The sequence below is a fragment of the Limnobacter sp. SAORIC-690 genome (assembly GCF_002954425.1).
Taxonomy (GTDB): Bacteria; Pseudomonadota; Gammaproteobacteria; order Burkholderiales; family Burkholderiaceae_B; genus Limnobacter; species Limnobacter profundi.
Map to the genome: position 1 here is coordinate 1,574,105 of NZ_MQVZ01000001.1, position 20,413 is coordinate 1,594,517.

Below are 20,413 nucleotides of genomic sequence, written 5' to 3' on the forward strand. Positions count from 1 at the left end.
CACGCATGTTCATTTTTTCTTGGGTCGTTGCAACACCGTGGGGAATGCTTTGGGCAGGGTGCCCGGGTAGTCGGCACTGAAATGCAAACCACGGCTTTCCTTGCGGCTTAGTGCACTGGTCACGATCAAATCGGCCACGTCCACCAGGTTGCGTAATTCGAGCAAATCGCGGCTGACACGGAAGTTGCTGTAGAACTCCAGAATTTCGGCACGAAGCAATTGGATGCGGTGCTGCGCCCGTTCCAGGCGTTTATCTGTTCGCACAATGCCCACGTAGTTCCACATGGTCTGGCGAAGTTCAGCCCAGTTATGGGAAATTACCACTTCTTCGTCTGGGTCGGTGACCCGGCTTTCGTCCCAATCAGGCAGTCCCATGGTTTCGCGGTGGGGCTTGGTCAAAATGTGGTTGGCGGCAGCTTGCCCCAGTACCACGCACTCCAGCAGGCTGTTGCTGGCCAGGCGGTTGGCACCGTGCAGGCCGGTGTAGGCGGTTTCGCCCACGGCATACAGGCCGGGAATGTCGGTGCGGGCATTGTGGTCGGTGACCACGCCACCGCAGGTGTAATGCGCAGCAGGCACGACTGGAATGCCTTGCTTGGTGATGTCGATGCCCAGTTCAAGGCAACGTTTGTAAATGGTAGGGAAATGTTTTTTCAGTTTCTCTGCCGGCTCATGGCTGATGTCCAGGTACACGCAATCCAGGCCGCGTTTTTTCATTTCAAAGTCGATAGCGCGCGCCACTACATCCCGAGGTGCCAGTTCTGCCCGTTCGTCGTGCTCGGGCATGAAGCGTGTGCCATCGGGCAGTTTCAGCAAACCACCTTCGCCGCGCACTGCTTCGGTGATCAAAAAGCTTTTGGCATAGGGGTGGTACAGGCAGGTGGGGTGGAACTGGATGAATTCCATATTGGAAATTCGGCATCCCGCACGCCAGGCCATGGCAATGCCGTCACCCGTGGCTGTGTCGGGGTTGGTGGTGTAGTTGTACACTTTGCCCGCGCCGCCGCAAGCCAGCACAATGTAAGGGCAGGTCAGGGTGAGTACGCGTTGCGATTGTTCGTCCAGAACGTAAGCACCCAAAATGCCGGCCTTTTTCTCGCTTAGCCGGTCGCCGGTGATCAGGTCGATCACCATGTGGTGTTCAAACAATTGAATGTTGGGGTGGTTGCGCGCTTTGGCTTCCAGCGTGGTTTGTACCGCATCGCCTGTGGCATCGGCCACGTGCAGGATTCGCCTGCGGCTGTGCCCGCCTTCCCGGGTCAGGTGGAACCCGTTGGGTTCGGTATTGCTGGGGTCTTCTTCGTCTTCGCGAGAAAACGGCACCCCTTGTTCCACCAGCCAGTCGATGGATTTGGATGCGTTTTCCAGAATGAATTGCACGGCATCACGTTCGCACAGGCCTCCACCCGCTACCAGGGTGTCTTGCACATGTTCGGCCACGCTGTCGGCAGGGTCGCGCACAGCGGCAATGCCACCTTGGGCCCAACGGCTTGCCGAGTCGGAAACCGAGCGTTTGCAAATAATGGCCACTTTGAGCTTGTCGGCCAATTGCAGGGCGGTGGTCAATCCTGCCAAACCACTGCCAATGATGGCGACATCGAACTGTTTCATTTTCACGGTGATGCTTTGAATGTGTGAATTGTCATGCTCACATCATATCGAAGCCGAAGGTGCCCGGGTCAAATACGACCAATTTTGATGTGCTATTTGAGCCGTTTAGAGGTGTTGGACCAGCTGGTCGTGGTTGCCAACCAGGTGTTTCAGTTTGAATTCGTCAAACGGCATGGGTTTGGACAGCCAGAAGCCTTGAACATAGTCGGCCCCCAGCTTTTTAACCAGTTCGTATTCGGACTGGGTTTCTACACCTTCGGTGGTGACCAGCAAGCCCATGATGTGGCCCATTTCGATGGTTGATTCAAGAATGATCTGACCATCCGTGTCCAGGTCTGCGCCCTGCACCAGTGAGCGGTCAATTTTCAATTCGGTGACCGGGAAGCGCTTCAAATAGGCCAGTGAGGAGTAGCCCGTGCCAAAGTCATCCACCGCGATTTGAAAATGCATGGCAGCCAACTGATTGAGTATGTCCAACGCTTGCTCTGGGTCTCGCATGGCTGCACTTTCTGTGATTTCCAACACAATGTGGCGCGAGGCATCGGGTTGCTGCTTGTGCAAAGTTTGCATGAAATCAATCAGGCTGAAATCTTCCAGATCCATCGCGGAAAGATTGACTGACAACCTGATGTTTTGATTGGCACACAGCGTAATGATGGCGTAGGTTTGTTTGAGAACCAGGCGCGTAATGTCGCGGATCATGCCGGTTTGCTCGGCAAGTTCAATAAAGGCCCCAGGCGCAATCAAACCGTGAACAGGGTGGTTCCAGCGCAAGAGCACTTCCGCCTGGTTAATGCTGTTGGTGCGCAGGTTCAATTTGGGTTGAAAAAACAGGCAGAATTCGTTGTCTGTAATGGCTTTGCGCAGTTGGGCAATCAGTTCAAGCCGATTGGCCGAACGCTGTTCAAGCCGCGCCTCGAAAACAATGCTGGTTTGGCGTGTTTTTTTGGCCAGTTGGCGAGCAATTTCAGCCCGGCGCATTAGCGTTTCGGGGCATTGACCGTGCTCGGGATAGTGCGCAAGGCCCGCATGGCTTTGAATGTCCAGTTGATAGTTCTGTACCCGCAGTGAACCATGCAACATGCGTTTCAGGGTGTGTTTTTTCAGCATGCTTTCCAGCAATTCTCGTGGCAAAAGCATGCAGAAAATATTGCCTTCAAGACGCGCAATCACCAGGTTTTCCTGGCAAATGCGACTGGCTTTGCGTGCCACTTTAACCAACACTTTGTCCGCAACATCATGCCCCAGCACTTCATTGATATTGTCCAGGTTGTCGATTCCCCAAATCACAATGCTCAACGGTTCGCGGGCGCTTTGCGTACGTTCTCGCAGGGCAAGGGTTAAATACGCGCGGTTGTCCAGCCCCGTCAATTGATCTTTGTAGGCGGTGCGCCGAATCACCTTGTCGCGTTCTTGCAGGCTCTTCGCCATGTGGTTGAAGGTGAACGCCAGCTGGTTGATTTCGCCAATGGAGCTTTCAGGAAGTCGCCAATCGTAATTGCCCTCGGCCATGAGTTGCGCGCTGGTGGTAATTTCTCCCAGGGGTTGGGTGATGGACTGACTGATCCAGCGACTGCACAAGGTGCTGATGACCAGTACCAGGGCGGTAAGCCCAAGAATGTCTTCAACTTGCATGTTGACCAGTGAGGCATTTGGAATGTGCGTGGCCCACAGGGTGATTGTTTGATTCGCAGAGTCTTCCAGAGGCAGCATGGCCTGAAGTGCGTGCAGGCGAACGCCGTTTTCGCACTTGAATCGCTGAATTTTTGATCCCGATGGGGTTTGGGAAAGTTCACAATCTTTGGGCCAGTGCAGTGTGCCTTGTGCACCCTCAATATTGCCGGAGTGGTAATACACCGGCGTCATGGCCATTGCGTGGTTGTGCCCAGAGTGGTCCTTGTGGTCAATGGCTTGGGCTTTGGCAATGAGCAGTTGATCTATGCGTTCGGCATGTTGTGCACTGAACTGATTATTCAAAATGGCGTAAATGCTAAGTGACAGGGCCAACAGCGCTGTAACGCAAACCAGTAACGTGCGTGAGTTAAGCGAGATGACGGTGCTGTTGGCGATCAGTGCGCGCAACAGCCCGTTTTTTTGCGATGAAAGCATGCCGTGTTGAATTTACGAGGTTGAGCCTGATTAAAGCAAATTCAGGCGCAGCAAGGCATACCGCAAGAGGGGAGGTCTGTTTGAACCGTGTCAGCGAACACGGTAGAGAAGGTCCCAGACACCGTGGCCAAGTTTCAATCCGCGATTCTCGAACTTGGTCAGAGGCCTGTCATCGGGCCGTGGCGCAAAGGGTGTTGATGCTACATTCTGCCAATCGGGCGCCACGCTGAGTACATCGTGCATGTGGTGGGCGTAATTTTCCCAGTCGGTGGCACAGTGCAGCACCCCGCCAGGTTTCATCTTTTTCGCCAGCTTTGCCACAAATTCAGCTTGTATGAGTCGCCGTTTGTGGTGGCGGGCCTTGCGCCAGGGGTCGGGAAAATACAGCAACACTTTGTCAAGGCTGGCATCGGGAATCATGTCGCGAAGTACTTCGACCACATCATGGGAAATGATCCGAATGTTTTCTATGCCCTCTTCTTCAATCTTCTTGATCAGCGACCCCACACCGGCGGTATAAATTTCAACACCCAAGTAGTTTACATGGGGGTGTGCCTTGGCAATTTTTGCGGTGGTTTCGCCCATGCCAAAGCCGATTTCAAGCCAATTGGCTTGGCCTTGTGTGCCCCATTGCTTGTCGAAATCAATGTGGGTTTGTGGGCTGTAGGCGATGCCCCACTTGGGCATGCCTTCTTCCACGGCACGTTCCTGGGCGCGTGAAATATGCCCCCGACGTTTCACAAAACTTTTGATGTGCTGGTCGCGAAACGGATTGTCGGGGGTTTGGTCTGTCATTTTGAACTGGAGGAAATAACGCCTTCCACAGGGGAAGAGGGGCTGGCCGTGTAAAACTTTTTCGGCATTCTACCCGCAAGAAAGGCATCGCGACCGGCCTGTGTGGCCAAACGCATGGCACGGGCCATTTGCACCGGGTTTTGTGCCTTGGCGATTGCGGTGTTCATCAATACGCCAGCACAACCCAGTTCCATGGCGATGGCGGCATCGGACGCCGTGCCCACACCGGCATCCACAATCACGGGCACCTGTGCTTTTTCCAGAATCAGGTTGATGTTCCAGGGGTTCAAAATACCCATGCCAGAACCAATGAGCGAGGCCAAGGGCATGATGGCCAAACAGCCAGCATCCTCAAGTTTGCGGGCATAAATGGGATCGTCAGAGCAATACACCATCACGTCGAAACCGTCGGCCACCAGTTCTTTGGCGGCAATCAGGGTTTCTTCCATGTCGGGGTACAGGTTGGTGGGGTCGCCCAACACCTCAAGTTTGCACAGGTTGTGGCCATCCAGCAGTTCGCGGCCCAGGCGCAAGGTGCGCACTGCGTCCTTGGCGGTGTAGCAACCCGCCGAGTTGGGCAGGTAAGTGAACTGGCTTGGGGAAATGTAATCAAGCAGACTGGCTTCACCCGCGTTCTGGCCGATGTTGGTGCGGCGTATGGCCACAGTCACAATTTCTGCGCCGCTTTCAGTAATCGCTTCACGGGTTTCATCCAGGCTGGCGTATTTGCCGGTGCCTACCAGCAAACGGCTGGTGAATTCTCGGCTGCCAACTTTCCAAGTGTCGTTGTTTTTCTCGATCGGGGTGTTCATGGGGTACTGCTCCTGATTGTTTAACCGCCGCCTACGGCAACCACAATTTCAAGGCTGGCCCCGGCGTTCAATGGTGTGGTGGCATGCTGGCTTTTGGGCACAATTTCGCCGTTCAGTTCGACAGCGATGCGCTTGCCGGTCAGTTTGAGGCTTTCCACAAGGTGCGCCACAGTGCTGTCCTCGGGCATTTCACGATTTTCACCGTTGACTGTAACTTGAATCATGGCTTGAGCGAATGAGCTTGTGTAAGTTTGTTAATATCGATTAACGCGATAATCAAACCGGATCAATCTTGCTTGCAAGCCTTGATTCTCTCATTATCTGAAAACGAAATAACCAAGCGGCGCACAGAAACCGGAGCCTACATGCACTCAGTAGTTCATTTGTTGAAAAGTACCACCTTCCCCAGCGTGAAGCGCTTGAACCTGGAAACCATTCAGGTGAACCTGGGTTATCTGTGCAATCAAAGCTGTACCCATTGCCATGTGAATGCCGGCCCCAACCGCACCGAGCTGATGCAAGACGAGCAAATTGACCAGTTGATTACCCTGATGAACCAGGGCTGGGTCAAAAAGCTTGATTTGACTGGTGGCGCACCCGAGATGAACCCGCGCTTCAAGCGCCTGGTGGTGGCGGCCCGCAAGGCTGGTGTACATGTGATTGACCGCTGCAACCTGACCATTTTGAGTGAGCCGGGCTATGAAGATTTGGCTGAGTTTCTTGCTGAAAACGAGGTGGAAATTTTCGCATCCTTGCCTTGTTATCTGGAAGACAATGTGGACAAACAACGGGGCAAAGGCGTATTCGATGCCAGCATTGCAGGCCTGCAAAAGCTGAATGCCTTGGGCTACGGCGACAAGTTGCGCTTAACATTGGTGTTCAATCCGCAGGGTCCTTCTTTGCCACCCCCGCAAGAGGCGCTGGAGGCCGATTACAAGGCTGTGTTGTTCGAGAAGTTTGGCATTCGCTTTACCGGTTTGGTGACGATTACCAACATGCCGATTGCGCGTTTTGGCAGCACCTTGATCAGCAAGGGCACGTTCGAGACTTACATGAATACGCTGAAAGGCGCATACCGGGAAAGCAATTTGGCAGCGGTGATGTGTCGCAGTTTGGTGTCGGTTGACTACGAGGGCAAGCTGTACGATTGCGATTTCAATCAGCAATTGGGTTGGCCGGTTCGCGATTCACAGGGCAGGGCGCTGACACTGGCTGATTTGACGCAAACCGAGCTGGATTCAATTGACGTGGTGGTGGGCGACCATTGTTATGGTTGCACGGCGGGTCAGGGCAGCAGCTGTGGCGGTGCTTTGGCAGCTTGATTGGTGGGTGAAGCCAGTGACGTGTGCTGGCTTTTTTCCATCAGGCGCTTGGCCAGGCGCAAAGCACTTTCCGATTCATGTGAGGCCGATTCTGCCACTTGTTCAACCTGGCTAAGCAAGTTGGACCAAGCGGTTTGATTCACCGCCATGTATTCGGCCAGTTTGTTCGATTCATACTGACCCGCATTGATTTTCTGGCTGGCCAACACCAATCCTTCAATGGATTCCTTCAAAGCCTGTTGGCTTTGTTCGACCAGTTGCTGCAATTGCCGACTGTTCTCGGGTTCCGTCAGGGTGAGTTCCATTTGCGAGGCATCCAGCCTGCCCAGCAATTGGCGGCTGACCTCGCCAGCTTTTCGCAAGCCCTGCGCAGCACTTCGAATGTCAGATCGCAAACCCTCAAGTTGGGTTTGCATGATCTCCATATGGCTTTCTGCTTTGGCGTTGCGTTGCTCACTGTTCAAAGTTGATTTCACAACCTGAGTGCCTTGGGTGGACAACTGGTGAAACGATTTCGCAAACTGCAATACCGCCCGTCCGCTATTGTTCAGCTCTTCAAGTTGTTGGCCAATTTGCAGTAATGTACCCCGGTGTTCCAGTTGCTGGTTGCTGTTCAGTGCTTTCAGCACACCTTCAAGGGCTGCATGGGCGCCTTCACGTTTTTGGTCATTTTCTTGTTGGCTGTGCAGGGCCCGACTCAGCATTTGAATTCGTCGGTTCAGCGCCAGGGTTTTTCGCTGTGTGCTCCAGTTGAATCCAAGCAACAAGCCGACAATTGTCAACAGACTGCCCAAACCGAACATCAACACCAGATAACCATTGGTTGCCTGTTCGACCAGCGTTTTAAGTTGTGTGAGCTTCGGCAGTGTGTTCAAACGCACTTGCGATTCAAGCTGTTGTTGGACTTCGATGTTGGAATTCACGCCGGCGATGGGGCGCGACAAACTTTCGATGGCTTGGGTCAGTGTGACCTGAAGGTTTTGGCTGTGCAAGGCACCAAACCATTGAATGCCTGTGTTTTGCTGGCTGACTTGTTGACCCAGTGCCAACAGCGCTTTCAGGCTTTGAGGTTGAATGGCTTCGCCTTCGGTACCATTCAATTCACGCAGTTCTTGCTGGATACGGCCTTCAACCAGGTTGATTTGAGCCAACTGGGTGTTGCGGATCGTGTCTGACTGGTTTTTTACAACGAATCCGCCAATGAACAGCGCAGCAGCCGTGATCAGCAAGCCAGCGGAGAATTGACCCAATTGACGAACAAACTTTGCCCTGACCGGGTTGGTGCGTGGTTTTCAAACGCTTTTGCGGGGTCAGGTGTTTGTTCGGTCATTGATCCATTCGAGTCGGAGTTTAGACTTGAGTCATCTCGAAGTCTTCTTTGCGGGCGCCGCATTCGGGGCAAACCCAGTTCGGGGGTACGTCTTCCCATTTGGTGCCGGGAGCAATGCCTTCTTCGGGCAAGCCGGCCGCTTCATCGTATACCCAACCGCAAATCAAACAAATCCAAGTATTCATTCTGAGCTACTTCCAGAAAAAAAAATGCAACGGGTGGATAATACTGAGTTTGGCAGCCGACTACAAAGGTTGTCTGTTTTTTTTGGGTTTTGAATGACACAGATTGTCCCCTTGGTGCTGACTTTTTCGGCATCGGACCCCACTGCGGGTGCCGGTTTGCAAGCCGATGTATTAACAATTGCTGCCTTGGGTGCGCACCCATTGACGGTGCTTACGGGCTTGACTGCGCAAAACACAGTGGGTGTAAAGCGGTTTGAGCCCTGTGCGGCAGACTGGATAGAAGATCAATTGAGAGCCTTGCTGGACGATGGCATTGCTCCCAGTGCAATTAAAACGGGTGTTTTGGGCAGCGCCGCCGCAGTGGCTGCTGTGTTGAAAGCCAAGACCATTTGGCCTGCGGTGCCTTTGGTGGTCGACCCTGTGCGCGCATCAGGCCGGGGTGACGCCTTTGGGGGGCAGACATTGTTCGATTCATTCAGGAATGAACTGTTTCCGGTTGTTGACCTGCTTACCCCCAATTGGCCTGAAGCACAGGCCTTCACCGGCGCTTCAAATGTGGATGAAGCGGGTGCGCGATTGCTGCAGATGGGTTGCAAGGCGGTGCTGTTGAAAGGCGAGCATCTGGATTCGGGCGAAGTTGTGAACCGACTGTATGTGACGGGCAAGAAGGTTGTTGAGTTTCCTTGTGAACGATTGCCTGCGCAATATCACGGTTCGGGTTGCACCCTGGCCAGCGCATGTGCTGTGGGACTGGGGCAGGGTTTGAGTGTGAATGAAGCTGTTGAACTGGCGCTGGAATACACTTGGCAAGCCCTGAACTACGGATTTGCAGTGGGTAAAGGACAGTGGATTCCAGACCGAATGCACCTGATGCAGCACCTGGGTGACGAAGGTGAAGACGATGGCGATGAATAATTTAATTCGAGGTGTGTACGCGATTACGCCTGAACGTTCTGCCATATGGAGCCCCGAAGCCATTGTGGATTGCGTGGCCGCCGCGCTGGATGGTGGTGTGCGTTTGCTTCAATGCCGCCAAAAAAATTGGCATCAGGCGGAATTGATCGAGTTTGTAGGGCAGCTTGACGCCTTGTGCGAGAAGTACGATGCGGCATTGGTATTGAACGATGTGCCTTCCCTTCAGTTTGACAAATTCTCAGGAGCCGCCATTGTCGGTGTGCATTTGGGCAAGACCGATGAAGCGATTGCGCAGGCGCGAGGCCGCTTGGGTTCGAAGTGGGTGGTGGGCGCTTCTTGTTACAATCGGTTTGATCTGGCTGAACAGGCAGTGCGCGATGGCGCAAGTTATGTCGCATTTGGGGCCATGTACCCCAGCACCACCAAGCCCAACGCAGTGCGGGCTGAACTTGATTTGTTCGCCAAGGCCCAGGATTTGGGCGTGCCTGCTGTGGCCATTGGCGGAATTACAATTGAGCGGGTGCCTGAATTGATGAAAGCCGGTGCACACGCAGTGGCGGTGGTGAATGGTTTGTTTGGAATGGAACCCGATGTGGCGCAGGTTTGCAGTGCGGCGCAACAGTGGGTGGATGCAGTTAATGATTCGGAGTCTTGAGAATGAGTGGTAAAGAAGTAAGCCAAAACGAGGTGCTGTTTGAACGGGCACAAAAAACAATTCCCGGTGGCGTGAATTCGCCGGTGCGTGCATTCCGTTCCGTGGGTGGCACGCCGCGTTTTTTCAAACGCGCCAACGGCCCTTATGTGTGGGACGCCGATGACAAGCGCTACATTGATTACATCGGTTCCTGGGGCCCCGCGGTGTTGGGCCATGCCCACCCCAAAGTGATCAAGGCGGTGCAGGAAGCGGCTGTAGGTGGCTTGAGTTTTGGTGCGCCCACCGAAGGCGAAATTGTGATGGCGGAAACACTGTGCGAGATGCTGCCTTCGATGGAACAGGTTCGCCTGGTGAGTTCAGGCACGGAAGCCACCATGAGTGCGATTCGCCTGGCGCGCGGCTTCACGGGCCGCGACACCATTGTGAAATTTGAAGGCTGCTACCACGGCCATGCAGACAGCCTGTTGGTGAAAGCGGGTTCCGGTTTGCTGACATTTGGCAACCCGACTTCGGCCGGTGTGCCGGAAGATTTTGCAAAACACACCCGCGTGCTGGACTACAACAATGTGGAACAACTGCACGAGCTGTTCAAAGCCAGTGGCAGCAGCCTTGCCTGCGTGATCGTCGAGCCGGTGGCAGGCAATATGAACCTGATTCGCCCTAGCCATGAATTCTTGAATACGCTGCGTGAATTGTGCACGCAGCACGGCGCTGTGTTGATTTTTGATGAAGTGATGACCGGTTTCCGGGTTGGCCCGCAAGGCGTGCAAGGTGTGTACGGCATTACGCCCGACTTAACCACCTTGGGCAAAATTATTGGCGGTGGCATGCCCATGGGCGCATTCGGTGGTCGCAAAGACATCATGGCCTGCATTGCCCCGCTGGGCCCGGTTTACCAGGCGGGCACCCTGAGTGGCAACCCGGTTGCAGTGGCTGCTGGTTTAACCACCATGCGTTTGCTAAAGCAGGAAGGGTTTTACGAAAAGCTGGAAACCCAAACCCGCAAGCTGGTGGAGGCGTTCAACCAGGTGGCTTATGCCCATGGTGAAACCTTCTGCGCTGACAGCATCGGCGGCATGTTCGGTATTTATTTCAGTGAAAAAGTGCCCACCAGTTTTGCAGACGTGAGTGCATCAAATCGCGACCGGTTCAACAAGTTTTTCCACGCGATGCTGGATGCCGGTGTATACCTTGCTCCCTCGGCTTACGAAGCCGGTTTTGTCTCGGTAACCCATGATGACGCCGTGATTGACGCCACCAAGGTGGCAATTGACAAGGCGTTCGCGGCGATCAAGTGAAGTTTAGTGCAGACGTGAAGAGATCAGCCGATTCAGGCTGACTCCCTCTTCAGCGGCTTGCATCGCCAAGTTGCGATGGGTTTCGGGCGGAATCCGAACCATAAACTTACCGCTGAACTTTTTAATGGACAGTGGTTCCGGTATTGGTTCTTTGGTACGTTCCATATCGATTACACATTCCCGTACCAGTGCTCGAATGCCTGTCAAAGCCTTTTCGGGTGACTTATCAAGCCAGCTTAAACTTTGGAATTCCGCACAAAGGCCCACGTATTCCTGATCTTCCTCGGACCAAGTGACCCTGTATGTATATCGATCAGTAAACTTAGTCATTGCGCACTCCTAGCTTTTCAATGGCTGCCAACACCTGCTTGATTTGATAGGTCTTCGCTTTTCCGTTGATATTCTGGATATTCACTCTGGGGTCTCCAGGCCACGGTGTCTTGAAAACCCGATGGCTCGACCCCGTTTGCCTGGGCGTCCCAAAAAAATAATCACACACTTTACATAATTCGGAAAAGCGAATTCCTTTCGGGTTCTCCCGCATTTTTGCGAGTAAATCGACCGCAGTTGACATGTAATTCAAGTATCAATAATGATACTTATAAGGTTTTTAATTGGCAAGGATTAATGTCAATTGATTGAACTGCCGAATCGTTTCACTGCGAATGGGGTCAAGGGTTAGTGATATATGCGTACAAGAGCACTAAAACGCGGCTTTGTAAGCCACACCAAAGCTGAGACCTTTCACGCCAGATTGCCCCAGTGTGCTGGCCAATTGGATGTTCAGCATACCTGCGTCAATTTCCTTGGCCACACCCACTGACAACAATTGGAAATCGCCGTCTGGCCGAGGTGCAAGAATCGTGGCCAGGGCATTTTGATTTGGACCCATGCGAATTTTCACATCGTCATCGTTTTGATCTGACTCAATGGAGTAACGCAGCAGTGGGCGCCAGCCGCCGCGCACACTGGGCGCTTTGGTGACCAAAAAACCAAGGCTGATGCGTTCCGCTTTGTACTGCGTGTCGCCAAAACTTAAACTGGCTGCGCCGTTTGATTCGTCATAGCCTTGCAAGTCTATTTTCTCAACCGTGTAAGCAGCCTGTGGATTCAATGTCCAGCCTTGGGCAAAGCTGTGAATGCTGCCCAAGCCCACCCGCGCCGATGAAAAATCACCTTCTGTATTGGCGGTGTAACGTTCAACCGATGGCCCCAGCGTGAACTGGCGCGTGACGTCGTAATCAATTTTTCCCAGCGCCAGTGCAGCATTCAGGTAAAGCGATTTGGACAGGGCAATGGTGCTGAACACGCTTCCCAATATGATGTCGTTGTCGAAACCGCCGCCATTGTTGGCAATGTCGGTTTGTGCTTGGTCAATGCTGATCCCGAAACCCAGTAATGCGTTGCGGGTGATCATTCGGTCTGCGCCGAATTTCAGGATTTGAGTGTCTGATTCAAGTCCGGCCTGTACTTGTTGTGCATCCAGTTCAAACTGGCCCACTTCTGCGCCGCCGTACCATTCAGTGTCGCCCACCGGGCGCAAGCTGGCTTTGCCGGCTGCGTCTTCCCGCACCAGGGCCAATGCGGTTAAGCGGTTTTCAAGGCTGAGTGCATGTTGGCGAATCGGGGTGAGTGGGGCCACTGCCAGTACACCGTTCAAGCTGGCCGCTTGAAGGCCGGCGAAACCCGCTTCACCGAACAGCCGTTGCGCTGCAGCGGTGGGGTGCACGCCATCCGCAAAAATTCGTTGTTCACTGTCAGCTGCCGCGTTGATGCCTTGGATACAAAGCAAGCTGGTAGAAATCGCGCAGGCGGGTTGAAGCGCGTTTGCGGATGTAAAACCGTAGCGTGCAGGGTCGGCAAGAATGGCGTCTAGAAGTTTGTTTGAGTCAACAACAACCGCACCTTTGCTGGCCGCTGCTGATACAAGCGTATTATTGAAAGTGGCAGACAGATTATTCAGGAAGCTGGCCGTACCGGGTGCCGCAGCATCAGCGGCTTGACCGTCTGGTGTTACGCCGAGGTTGGGCATGGTGATGACTACGATGTTCTGTGCACCTGCTGCTTTGAGTCGATCAATCTGGGCCAGCAACTGTGTGGCCGCCAGCGACATTTCTTGAAGCGCGATCAGTGGGCTTAATCCGCCAGTTACTGCGGTGGCCTGCGCAAAACCGTCGTTTGATCCAGCCCAAAGTGCAATCAGATCAGTGCGGGTAAAACTGGGTGAGTCCAGTAAAAGGCGATCTACTTGTTCTGTCACAGGGATAGTGGTGATACCCGTTGTCAAATCTCTGTTGGTACCTAAAGGATTGCTGACCCTTGAACCACCTTGCGCATAATTACCGCCGTTGATGGGCGTGCTCACGCCGTTGATCACATCGACATCCAGCGGAATACCCAACTTGTCTGCCACGACATTGGCCCAAATTTGTGCATCAGGCGAGTTGGTGGTGAACTTCATTCGGTCGGGAATTGCCCCTGCGGGAACGCTACTGATTAAACCTTGCGTCGCTGTAGCGGTGTAGGCACCACCGTCGCTTAAGCTGTCGCCGAGCACGAACAAGCGGTCAATTCGAAATTCTTCCGCGCTGACTTGCAGGCTGCACAGGGCCAGAGAAACGGCGAAAGCCAGTTTGATTTTTTTCATGGTGTCTCCTGGAATAGTAAGTATTGTGATTACGTTTCTTTTCCAAGATTAAACGCTGTTTGAAAATTATTCCAGAATCAGGTCCGTCATGAAAAAAGCCGCCCGGGATTGCACCCAAGGCGGCTTTCTGGAAATCGCTGAAGTTGATTCAACAAACCAGCAAGTACACCATGTACAAAGTGATGAGTACCTGAATCAGGAAGAAGGTGGCCCGCAGCATCACCAAAATAAACGAGGTGCCCAGAATGTGTGAAATGCTTTGCGCAATGCGGGCGTACAGCACATACACGGCGATCGCGCTGATTGTTTCAATTTGACCCATCAAGCCTGCGACCGCGACCACAGCAGCAAACACCGGAAAATTTTCCAGACAGTTCAAGTGCGCTGATTTTGCGCGTTGCAGGAACATGGGGTCAATGGGTTCTTTACCGCGCTCCCAACTGTCAATTCGCTTTTGGCCCAACAGGGCTTGCGGTATGCGGGGGGTGGCGTAGAACAGGGCCAAAAGTAAAATCCAGCCTGCGTAAAGCAATACGGTGGTGTAAGCGTTCACTGTTTTGTCTCCTTGTTATTGGGTTGAATGCACGAAATTTCACCGCCGATTATGGGTGAACCGACATCAACTGAATAGTATAAGTTCGGACAAAATTTAAAGATGGTTCGTTCGGCAAAGGCTATGAATGAGCACTTTTGTATCTATTGGGTTGACGCAGGTGGGGTTCGAGTTTCAGGTTGCTTTTTATAAAGATTTGAGTGTCTGTCTACCAATACGTAGGTCAATCCCCCATCAAATACGTATGCTAAGGAGTCAGGGTCGAAGAGTAGTCGTCGACCACAGGGGATTAAAGAACAAAAGACACCGAAAGAACCTAGTGCTTTCTGAATTGAATGCGCAATTTCAACTGGACCTGAAAAAAACAGCCCTCCATTCGTGATCACAACTTCCATTGAAAACGACCGATTGAAAAAGTAGTCATATTTGGGCCAGTTCAAGAATTTATTTCGCACCACAGTCCTGATTTCATTTGCTAATTTCTCGATGAGTTTTTCATCCTGGACGTACAAGTAAGCGTCTGCCCATTCGAGTGAATTCAAAGAAGCCACTTTGGGAAATTTTATGATTGCGAAGGATGAGAAACGTCTTCGTTTATGAAACATTCGCCTCGGCGCATGTTTGTCGAACTTAAGTCGATATTCATCACCTTCATAAATGAAGTCCCAATAAGTGCTTTGAATTTTTATAAAGCGGCCGCTCATTCGTTGGAATTTAATGTGAATTGTTAGTGGCGGATTTGTCTTTCTTCACCATAGCATACCGCTCCAGCGTTTTCTTCCTGGCCACATCGTGTTCAACCACGGGCCTTGGGTAGGTTTCACCCAGCACCACACCCGCCATTTGCAACTCGAACGGTGGGCATTCGGCTGGGTTGTGAATGTGTTTGTTTGAAAGCTTGGCCAGTTCCGGGCAGTACTTGCGAATGAATTTGCCTTCAGCGTCGAATTTTTCGGATTGACTGTAGGGGTTGAAAATGCGGAAGTAGGGCTGTGCATCGCAACCTGTGGATGCGGCCCACTGCCAGCCGCCGTTGTTGGCTGACAAATCAAAGTCGTTCAACTGTTCAGCGAAATAACGCTCGCCCCAGCGCCAGTCAATACCAAGGTCTTTGGTCAAAAAACTGGCCGTGACCATGCGCAGCCGGTTGTGTTGAAAGCCGGTTTGGTTCAGTTGGCGCTGGGCTGCGTCCACCAGGGGGTAGCCGGTTTTGCCTTCACACCACGCTTTGAAAAGTCGTTGCGCTTTTTCATCGTCGTCCCAGCGAATTTGGTCGTACTCGGGTTTGAAGGCTTTTTCGGCCGCATCGGGGCGGTGGTAAATAATCTGGAAATAAAAATCACGCCAGATCAGTTCGTTCAACCAGCCCATTGCGCCTTCGCTACCGTCCAGTTTGAACCGGTCGTAGGCGGCTTTGGCCAGGCGGCGAATTGAAATGGTGCCAAAGCGGTTGTGCACGCTCAGGTAGCTCACGCCTTTCACGGCTGGAAAATCACGGGCCACTTTGTACTTGTCGATGCGCTCCAGAAAATCGTCAAACGCATCCAGTGCGCCTTCCTCGCCGGGCTTGATCATGTCCAGCAAATTGGTGCGTTTGAAGCCCATGTCTTCAAGGCTGGGCACATTCAGCCCGGAAACCTTGGCCAATGCAGCCAGTCTTTCCTCGCTGGGGTAGGGCGTTAGATGGAACTCATCCAGCTTTTTCATGCAGGCATTTTTAAAAGGCGTGAACACGCTGAAAAAGTTGCCGGCTTGGGTCAGCACCTCGTCCTCTTCAAAAATGGCCTGGTCTTTGAACCGAAACAATGCCACTTTATTGCCTTGCAGGGTTTTGCCCACGGTGATGTCGCGGCTGATTGCTGCGGGTTCATAGTCTTTGTTGGTGAACACAGCGTGAACACCCAGTTTGGCAGCCAATTCCGGAATGGCTTTTTCGGCTTTGTCGTACACCATGTGCAGGTCGCCACCAAAGCCTTGCAGTTTCTTTTTCAAGGCCATGCAGCTTTCCCAAATAAACTCCACCCGCCGGTCGGCTTTGTTGGTCAGTTCATTCAGAATGGTTTTGTCGAACACGAACACGCAGTGCACCTGTTGGCAGTGTTTCAGGGCATAAAACAGGGCCGCGTTGTCGTGGGTGCGCAGGTCGCGTCGAAACCACATCAGGCCTTTGGTGTACTGGCCAGGCTTGGGTTGAGTCGACAATGGGTGGTTTTCAAGAAGTGATGCAGGCATGGAAACAACTTAAATTTGGGTTGGTCTGTGCGCTTAAAGGCGGGTAGAGGAACGCCCACCCGCTTTCGCACAGTCAAAAGGCATTACAATTTTGGCATGAGCGAGACCGAAATTTCCGCAACCGATGAATTTAGCTTGTCCGGTCAATTGTTGATCGCCATGCCGAACATGCTCGACCCCAGGTTTGCGGGGTCCGTGGTGTATCTGTGTGAACATTCCTGCAAGGGTGCCATGGGCCTGGTGATTAACCGCCCCACCGATCTCGGCATTGAAAGCCTGCTTGAGAAAATAAATGTGGACATTGAAGGGCCTTTGCCTTCGCACTTCCCGGTGATGATGGGTGGTCCTGTTGCGTCTGAACGCGGCTTTGTGCTGCACACCGAGCCATTGGACTGGAATTCGTCCTTGAAGGTGAATCCGCAAATTTCCCTGACCACCTCCCGCGACATTCTCGAAGCTGTAGCCCGAGGCGATGCACCTTCCAAATGGCTGATTACCTTGGGTTATGCCGGCTGGGGGGAAGGCCAGCTGGAGGAAGAGCTGGCCCAGAATGCCTGGCTAACCGCACCGGCCAATGACGTAATCCTGTTTGACACGCCCCTTGAAGAACGATTTGCAAGCGCCTTTGCCATGCTGGGCATCGACCCCGCCTTGATGAGCGGTGCAGCGGGACATGCCTGATCAATGACCAAACCCATGCAATCGCCCAAGCCCACCCAGTACCTGGCCTTTGATTTTGGTCTGAAACGCATTGGTGTTGCATTTGGTAATTCGCTAACCAAAACAGCGAGTGGCGTGGCGGTGGTTGAAGCACAAAACGACGACCAGCGTTTCGCGAAAATTGAAAGTCTGGTGAAGGAATGGCAACCGGAAGGTTTGGTCGTGGGTGTTCCGCGCCAGCCTGATGGTGCGGACAATGAACTGACCGCACGCTGTGAACGTTTTGCCCGCCAGCTTGAAGGCCGGTTTGCCTTGCCCTGCGCCATGGTTGATGAACGCTACACCAGCGCAATCATGGAAAGCTGCATGGGCGGTAAAGCCGCCCGCGAGAACAAAGGCCGTGTCGACATGGGCAGTGCCTGCCTGATTCTGGAACAATTTTTTCTGGAGGGGCGATGAGCCTGCCAAATCCTGAAGCCCTTTATGCTCGCCTGCGTGACCAGATCGACAAGGCGTTTCCAGACCGAAGCGAACTTGGCTTGATTGGCGTGCACAGTGGTGGAGCGTGGATTGCTGAGCGCTTGCACGAAGACCTTGGCTTTACTCTGCCCTGCGGTTTTCTGGACAGCGCTTTTTATCGCGACGATTTTTCCGAGCGTGGTTTGAAAGAAGCCCCCAAGCCCGCCGAGGTGCCCTTTGATGTGCAGGGTCGCACGATTTTGCTGGTCGATGACGTGCTGTACACAGGCCGCACCACCCGCGCCATTGTGAACCATCTGTTTGATTTCGGCCGCCCGGCAAAAATTGAGTTGGCAGTGTTGCTGGACCGTGGTGGGCGAGAATTGCCTGTGGACGCGCAATATGTGGGCAAACACTTGCCCCTGAAGCCGAACGAAGCCTTCGTATTGACCCAAGATGATCAAGGTGCTTTCCGCCTGGAGCTGGAGGTAAAACCAAATTGAATAACCCCCAACTGAACGCTGCGGGTGAACTGATCCACCTGTTGAGCATTGAAGGGCTGCCCAAGGCGATGATTCACCGCATTCTGGACACGGCAGAATCGTTTTTGTCAGTCACCGATCGCGAAGTTAAGCAAGTACCCCTGCTGCGCGGCAAGTCAGTGTTCAATGTGTTCTTCGAGAACTCCACCCGCACCCGCACTACATTCGAGATTGCTGCCAAGCGTTTGTCGGCTGATGTGGTGAACCTGAACATCGGTTCATCATCAACAAGCAAGGGCGAATCGTTGATCGACACCATCGACAACCTGGCGGCCATGTCGGCCGACATGTTCGTGATGCGCCATTCTGAAAGCGGCGCGCCCACCTTCATGGCCCAACATTTGAACCGCACCAGCGGCGGCACCATTCATGTGATCAACGCGGGCGACGGGCGCCATGCCCACCCCACCCAGGCGTTGCTCGACATGTACACCATTCGCCACTACAAGCAAGACTTCACCAAGCTGCGCGTGGCCATTGTGGGCGATATTTTGCACAGCCGGGTTGCGCGTTCCGACATTCATGCCTTGACCACCCTGGGTTGCCCGGAAGTGCGTGCGGTCGGTCCAAGCACATTGCTGCCCAGCCACCTCGACAACATGGGCGTGCGTGTTTACCACGACCTGGTCGAAGGCATTCGGGATTGCGATGTGATCATCATGTTGCGCCTGCAAAAAGAACGCATGACAGGTGCATTGATTCCTTCGGCCCAAGAGTATTTCAAACACTTCGGGCTGACTGAGGAAAAGCTGCGCCATGCGAAACCCGATGCAATCGTGATGCACCCCGGCCCCATGAACCGGGGTGTTGAAATTGATTCTGCCGTGGCCGATGGCCCGCAAAGCGTGATTCTGAATCAGGTTACTTTCGGGATTGCCGTGCGCATGGCGGTGATGAGTATTCTGGCTTCGTCCAGCAAAGGCGCTTAAATTGAACAGCGAGGAAAGACGATGCGAGTGTTGATTTCTGGTGGGCGCGTCATAGACCCCAGCATTGGTGCCGATGCGACTATGGATGTGGCGGTGGCTGCAGGCCGTGTGGTGGCGGTGGCCCCCAAAGGCGAAATGCCAACTGATTTCGCGCCCAGCAAAACCATTGACGCAACTGGCCTTTGGGTGCTGCCCGGGCTGGTGGATTTGTCTGCCCGCCTGCGCGAGCCCGGCTACGAATACCGCGCCACGCTGGAAAGTGAGATTGAAGCCGCTATGGCCGGGGGAGTTACTTCACTGGTGTGCCCGCCCGACACGGAACCTGTGCTGGACGAACCCGGCCTGATCGAAATGCTGAAGTTCAAGGCCCGCCAGTTGAACCTGGCCAAGGTGTACCCGCTCGGTGCACTCACCAGTGGTTTGAATGGCGAAACCCTGACTGAAATGGCCGAGCTGACTGAAGCCGGCTGTGTGGGTTTCAGCCAGGCTGAATCGCCAATTCGCGATTTGCGTGTGTTGCTGCAAGCCATGAAGTATGCCCGCAACTTTGGTTTCACCGTGTTTTTGCGGCCCACTGAGCCCAACTTCAGCAAGGGCGGCGTGGCCCATGCCGGTGCTTATGCTTCACGCATGGGTTTGAGCGGCATTCCGGTGATGGCCGAAACCATTGCCCTGCAGGCTTATTTTGAGCTGGTACGGACAACCGGCACGCGCATGCACATTTGCCGCATCAGTTCGGCCAAGGGCATTGAACTGGTTCGACAAGCCAAAGCCGAAGGTTTGCCCGTGACTTGCGATGTGGCAATTCACCACGTGCATTTAACCGACCTGGACATTGGTTTCTTCGACCCCAACGCCCACCTGATCCCGCCCTTGCGCGAGCAGCGCGACCGCGACGCCATTCGTGCCGGTTTGCTGGATGGCACGATTGATGCGATTTGCTCGGACCATACCCCGGTAGACGACGATGCCAAGTTGTTGCCTTTTGCGGAGAGCGAGGCGGGCGCGACCGGGCTGGAGTTGTTGTTGACTTTGACCGTGAAGTGGATGCGTGAGCAGAACGTGCCCCCCTCACGAATTGTCGAATTGTTGTGTGGCAACCCCGCCGACATTATCAAGGTTCAAGCGGGCAGTTTGCGCACTGGTATGCCGGCCGATCTGTGCCTGTTCAACCCGGAAGTAGATTGGGTGGTGGGCGAGGCCAGTTTGATTAGCCAGGGCAAGCACACCCCGTTCAATGGTTTTCCCATGCAGGGCAAAGTGCAACTGACCATGGTGAATGGCAACGTGGGCTACAGCAGCCTTGAAAAAAGCAAAATGAAAGTGCTGGTGGCCTAAAGGTCACCAAGTACAAGGACT

General features: G+C 53.5%; 20 protein-coding genes. 9 read left to right on the forward strand and 11 right to left on the reverse strand.

Annotated features, from left to right (window positions below):
- Window positions 1–9: 9 nt before the first annotated feature.
- The 5 genes from nadB to thiS all read right to left on the reverse strand — a co-directional run bounded on the left by nadB (window position 10) and on the right by thiS (window position 5,548).
- Window positions 10–1,611 carry an L-aspartate oxidase gene (gene nadB / locus BSZ31_RS07510; RefSeq protein WP_105028223.1) on the reverse strand — a complete coding sequence of 534 codons (1,602 nt, stop codon included), beginning with the start codon at window positions 1,609–1,611 and terminating at the stop codon, window positions 10–12.
- Between the two features lie 105 nt (window positions 1,612–1,716).
- Window positions 1,717–3,720 (reverse strand): GGDEF domain-containing phosphodiesterase, encoded by a 2,004-nt coding sequence (locus BSZ31_RS07515; RefSeq protein WP_105028224.1) that lies wholly within the window; start codon window positions 3,718–3,720, stop codon window positions 1,717–1,719.
- A gap of 90 nt (window positions 3,721–3,810) precedes the next feature.
- The gene (gene trmB / locus BSZ31_RS07520; protein WP_105028225.1) at window positions 3,811–4,515 is read right to left on the reverse strand and encodes a tRNA (guanosine(46)-N7)-methyltransferase TrmB; all 705 of its coding nucleotides are present in this window, start codon (window positions 4,513–4,515) and stop codon (window positions 3,811–3,813) included.
- Window positions 4,512–5,327 (reverse strand): thiazole synthase, encoded by an 816-nt coding sequence (locus tag BSZ31_RS07525; RefSeq protein WP_105028226.1) that lies wholly within the window; start codon window positions 5,325–5,327, stop codon window positions 4,512–4,514. Before BSZ31_RS07525 ends, trmB begins: the two co-directional genes overlap by 4 nt.
- A gap of 20 nt (window positions 5,328–5,347) precedes the next feature.
- Window positions 5,348–5,548: a sulfur carrier protein ThiS gene (thiS, locus tag BSZ31_RS07530; protein ID WP_206018649.1), complete on the reverse strand. Its 201-nt coding sequence runs from the start codon at window positions 5,546–5,548 to the stop codon at window positions 5,348–5,350.
- A 144-nt stretch (window positions 5,549–5,692) separates the two neighbouring features.
- Between thiS and arsS the strand changes: the two genes are divergently transcribed.
- A complete protein-coding gene (arsS, locus tag BSZ31_RS07535) occupies window positions 5,693–6,649 on the forward strand; it encodes an arsenosugar biosynthesis radical SAM (seleno)protein ArsS (RefSeq protein WP_105029797.1) in 957 nt (318 codons plus the stop codon).
- Here arsS and BSZ31_RS07540 read toward each other — a convergent pair.
- Both BSZ31_RS07540 and BSZ31_RS07545 read right to left on the reverse strand, forming a co-directional pair.
- Complete coding sequence (locus BSZ31_RS07540; RefSeq protein ID WP_105028228.1) at window positions 6,613–7,899, reverse strand: hypothetical protein; 1,287 nt, start codon at window positions 7,897–7,899, stop codon at window positions 6,613–6,615. The two genes, arsS and BSZ31_RS07540, sit on opposite strands and share 37 nt — an antisense overlap.
- A gap of 100 nt (window positions 7,900–7,999) precedes the next feature.
- Window positions 8,000–8,164: a rubredoxin gene (locus tag BSZ31_RS07545; protein WP_105028229.1), complete on the reverse strand. Its 165-nt coding sequence runs from the start codon at window positions 8,162–8,164 to the stop codon at window positions 8,000–8,002.
- 93 nt (window positions 8,165–8,257) lie between these two features.
- Between BSZ31_RS07545 and BSZ31_RS07550 the strand changes: the two genes are divergently transcribed.
- Genes BSZ31_RS07550 through hemL form a run of 3 tightly spaced genes read left to right on the forward strand, consistent with a single transcriptional unit; the run spans window position 8,258 to window position 11,032 of the window.
- A complete protein-coding gene (locus BSZ31_RS07550; protein WP_105028230.1) occupies window positions 8,258–9,079 on the forward strand; it encodes a hydroxymethylpyrimidine/phosphomethylpyrimidine kinase in 822 nt (273 codons plus the stop codon).
- Window positions 9,072–9,734, forward strand: coding sequence for a thiamine phosphate synthase (thiE, locus tag BSZ31_RS07555; protein ID WP_168426894.1), 663 nt, complete (start codon window positions 9,072–9,074; stop codon window positions 9,732–9,734). Before BSZ31_RS07550 ends, thiE begins: the two co-directional genes overlap by 8 nt.
- Window positions 9,735–9,736: 2 nt before the next feature.
- Complete coding sequence (gene hemL, locus BSZ31_RS07560) at window positions 9,737–11,032, forward strand: glutamate-1-semialdehyde 2,1-aminomutase (RefSeq protein ID WP_105028232.1); 1,296 nt, start codon at window positions 9,737–9,739, stop codon at window positions 11,030–11,032.
- Window positions 11,033–11,035: 3 nt separating this feature from the next.
- Here hemL and BSZ31_RS07565 read toward each other — a convergent pair whose 3' ends face one another.
- The 4 genes from BSZ31_RS07565 to BSZ31_RS07590 all read right to left on the reverse strand — a co-directional run bounded on the left by BSZ31_RS07565 (window position 11,036) and on the right by BSZ31_RS07590 (window position 16,464).
- Window positions 11,036–11,362 carry a type II toxin-antitoxin system HicB family antitoxin gene (locus tag BSZ31_RS07565; protein WP_105028233.1) on the reverse strand — a complete coding sequence of 109 codons (327 nt, stop codon included), beginning with the start codon at window positions 11,360–11,362 and terminating at the stop codon, window positions 11,036–11,038.
- A gap of 373 nt (window positions 11,363–11,735) precedes the next feature.
- A complete protein-coding gene (locus BSZ31_RS07575) occupies window positions 11,736–13,679 on the reverse strand; it encodes an autotransporter domain-containing protein (RefSeq protein ID WP_105028235.1) in 1,944 nt (647 codons plus the stop codon).
- Between the two features lie 148 nt (window positions 13,680–13,827).
- Window positions 13,828–14,232: an MAPEG family protein gene (locus BSZ31_RS07580; RefSeq protein ID WP_105028236.1), complete on the reverse strand. Its 405-nt coding sequence runs from the start codon at window positions 14,230–14,232 to the stop codon at window positions 13,828–13,830.
- A 714-nt stretch (window positions 14,233–14,946) separates the two neighbouring features.
- On the reverse strand, window positions 14,947–16,464 hold the full coding sequence (locus tag BSZ31_RS07590; RefSeq protein ID WP_105028238.1) for a deoxyribodipyrimidine photo-lyase: 1,518 nt from the start codon (window positions 16,462–16,464) through the stop codon (window positions 14,947–14,949).
- 96 nt (window positions 16,465–16,560) lie between these two features.
- On the opposite strand from BSZ31_RS07590, the gene BSZ31_RS07595 reads away from it, so the two are divergent.
- From BSZ31_RS07595 to BSZ31_RS07615, 5 genes are read left to right on the forward strand one after another with little or no spacing between them, the layout of a single operon-like run.
- Complete coding sequence (locus BSZ31_RS07595; protein ID WP_105029798.1) at window positions 16,561–17,145, forward strand: YqgE/AlgH family protein; 585 nt, start codon at window positions 16,561–16,563, stop codon at window positions 17,143–17,145.
- Window positions 17,146–17,148: 3 nt separating this feature from the next.
- A complete protein-coding gene (gene ruvX, locus BSZ31_RS07600) occupies window positions 17,149–17,583 on the forward strand; it encodes a Holliday junction resolvase RuvX (RefSeq protein ID WP_105028239.1) in 435 nt (144 codons plus the stop codon).
- Window positions 17,580–18,086: a bifunctional pyr operon transcriptional regulator/uracil phosphoribosyltransferase PyrR gene (gene pyrR / locus BSZ31_RS07605; RefSeq protein WP_105028240.1), complete on the forward strand. Its 507-nt coding sequence runs from the start codon at window positions 17,580–17,582 to the stop codon at window positions 18,084–18,086. The genes ruvX and pyrR overlap by 4 nt, the downstream gene beginning before the upstream one ends.
- On the forward strand, window positions 18,083–19,054 hold the full coding sequence (locus BSZ31_RS07610; RefSeq protein WP_105028241.1) for an aspartate carbamoyltransferase catalytic subunit: 972 nt from the start codon (window positions 18,083–18,085) through the stop codon (window positions 19,052–19,054). The genes pyrR and BSZ31_RS07610 overlap by 4 nt, the downstream gene beginning before the upstream one ends.
- 21 nt (window positions 19,055–19,075) lie before the next feature.
- Window positions 19,076–20,392 carry a dihydroorotase gene (locus BSZ31_RS07615; RefSeq protein WP_105028242.1) on the forward strand — a complete coding sequence of 439 codons (1,317 nt, stop codon included), beginning with the start codon at window positions 19,076–19,078 and terminating at the stop codon, window positions 20,390–20,392.
- Window positions 20,393–20,413: the final 21 nt, after the last annotated feature.

Excerpts from the sequence above, each read along its gene's own strand:
- nadB (WP_105028223.1), bottom strand. The coding sequence starts at position 1,611 with ATGAAACAGTTCGATGTCGCCATCATTGGCAGTGGTTTGGCAGGATTG.
- BSZ31_RS07515 (WP_105028224.1), bottom strand. The coding sequence starts at position 3,720 with ATGCTTTCATCGCAAAAAAACGGGCTGTTGCGCGCACTGATCGCCAAC.
- trmB (WP_105028225.1), bottom strand. The coding sequence starts at position 4,515 with ATGACAGACCAAACCCCCGACAATCCGTTTCGCGACCAGCACATCAAA.
- BSZ31_RS07525 (WP_105028226.1), bottom strand. The coding sequence starts at position 5,327 with ATGAACACCCCGATCGAGAAAAACAACGACACTTGGAAAGTTGGCAGC.
- arsS (WP_105029797.1), top strand. The coding sequence starts at position 5,693 with ATGCACTCAGTAGTTCATTTGTTGAAAAGTACCACCTTCCCCAGCGTG.
- BSZ31_RS07545 (WP_105028229.1), bottom strand. The coding sequence starts at position 8,164 with ATGAATACTTGGATTTGTTTGATTTGCGGTTGGGTATACGATGAAGCG.
- BSZ31_RS07550 (WP_105028230.1), top strand. The coding sequence starts at position 8,258 with ATGACACAGATTGTCCCCTTGGTGCTGACTTTTTCGGCATCGGACCCC.
- thiE (WP_168426894.1), top strand. The coding sequence starts at position 9,072 with ATGAATAATTTAATTCGAGGTGTGTACGCGATTACGCCTGAACGTTCT.
- hemL (WP_105028232.1), top strand. The coding sequence starts at position 9,737 with ATGAGTGGTAAAGAAGTAAGCCAAAACGAGGTGCTGTTTGAACGGGCA.
- BSZ31_RS07565 (WP_105028233.1), bottom strand. The coding sequence starts at position 11,362 with ATGACTAAGTTTACTGATCGATATACATACAGGGTCACTTGGTCCGAG.
- BSZ31_RS07575 (WP_105028235.1), bottom strand. The coding sequence starts at position 13,679 with ATGAAAAAAATCAAACTGGCTTTCGCCGTTTCTCTGGCCCTGTGCAGC.
- BSZ31_RS07590 (WP_105028238.1), bottom strand. The coding sequence starts at position 16,464 with ATGCCTGCATCACTTCTTGAAAACCACCCATTGTCGACTCAACCCAAG.
- BSZ31_RS07595 (WP_105029798.1), top strand. The coding sequence starts at position 16,561 with ATGAGCGAGACCGAAATTTCCGCAACCGATGAATTTAGCTTGTCCGGT.
- ruvX (WP_105028239.1), top strand. The coding sequence starts at position 17,149 with ATGACCAAACCCATGCAATCGCCCAAGCCCACCCAGTACCTGGCCTTT.
- pyrR (WP_105028240.1), top strand. The coding sequence starts at position 17,580 with ATGAGCCTGCCAAATCCTGAAGCCCTTTATGCTCGCCTGCGTGACCAG.
- BSZ31_RS07615 (WP_105028242.1), top strand. The coding sequence starts at position 19,076 with ATGCGAGTGTTGATTTCTGGTGGGCGCGTCATAGACCCCAGCATTGGT.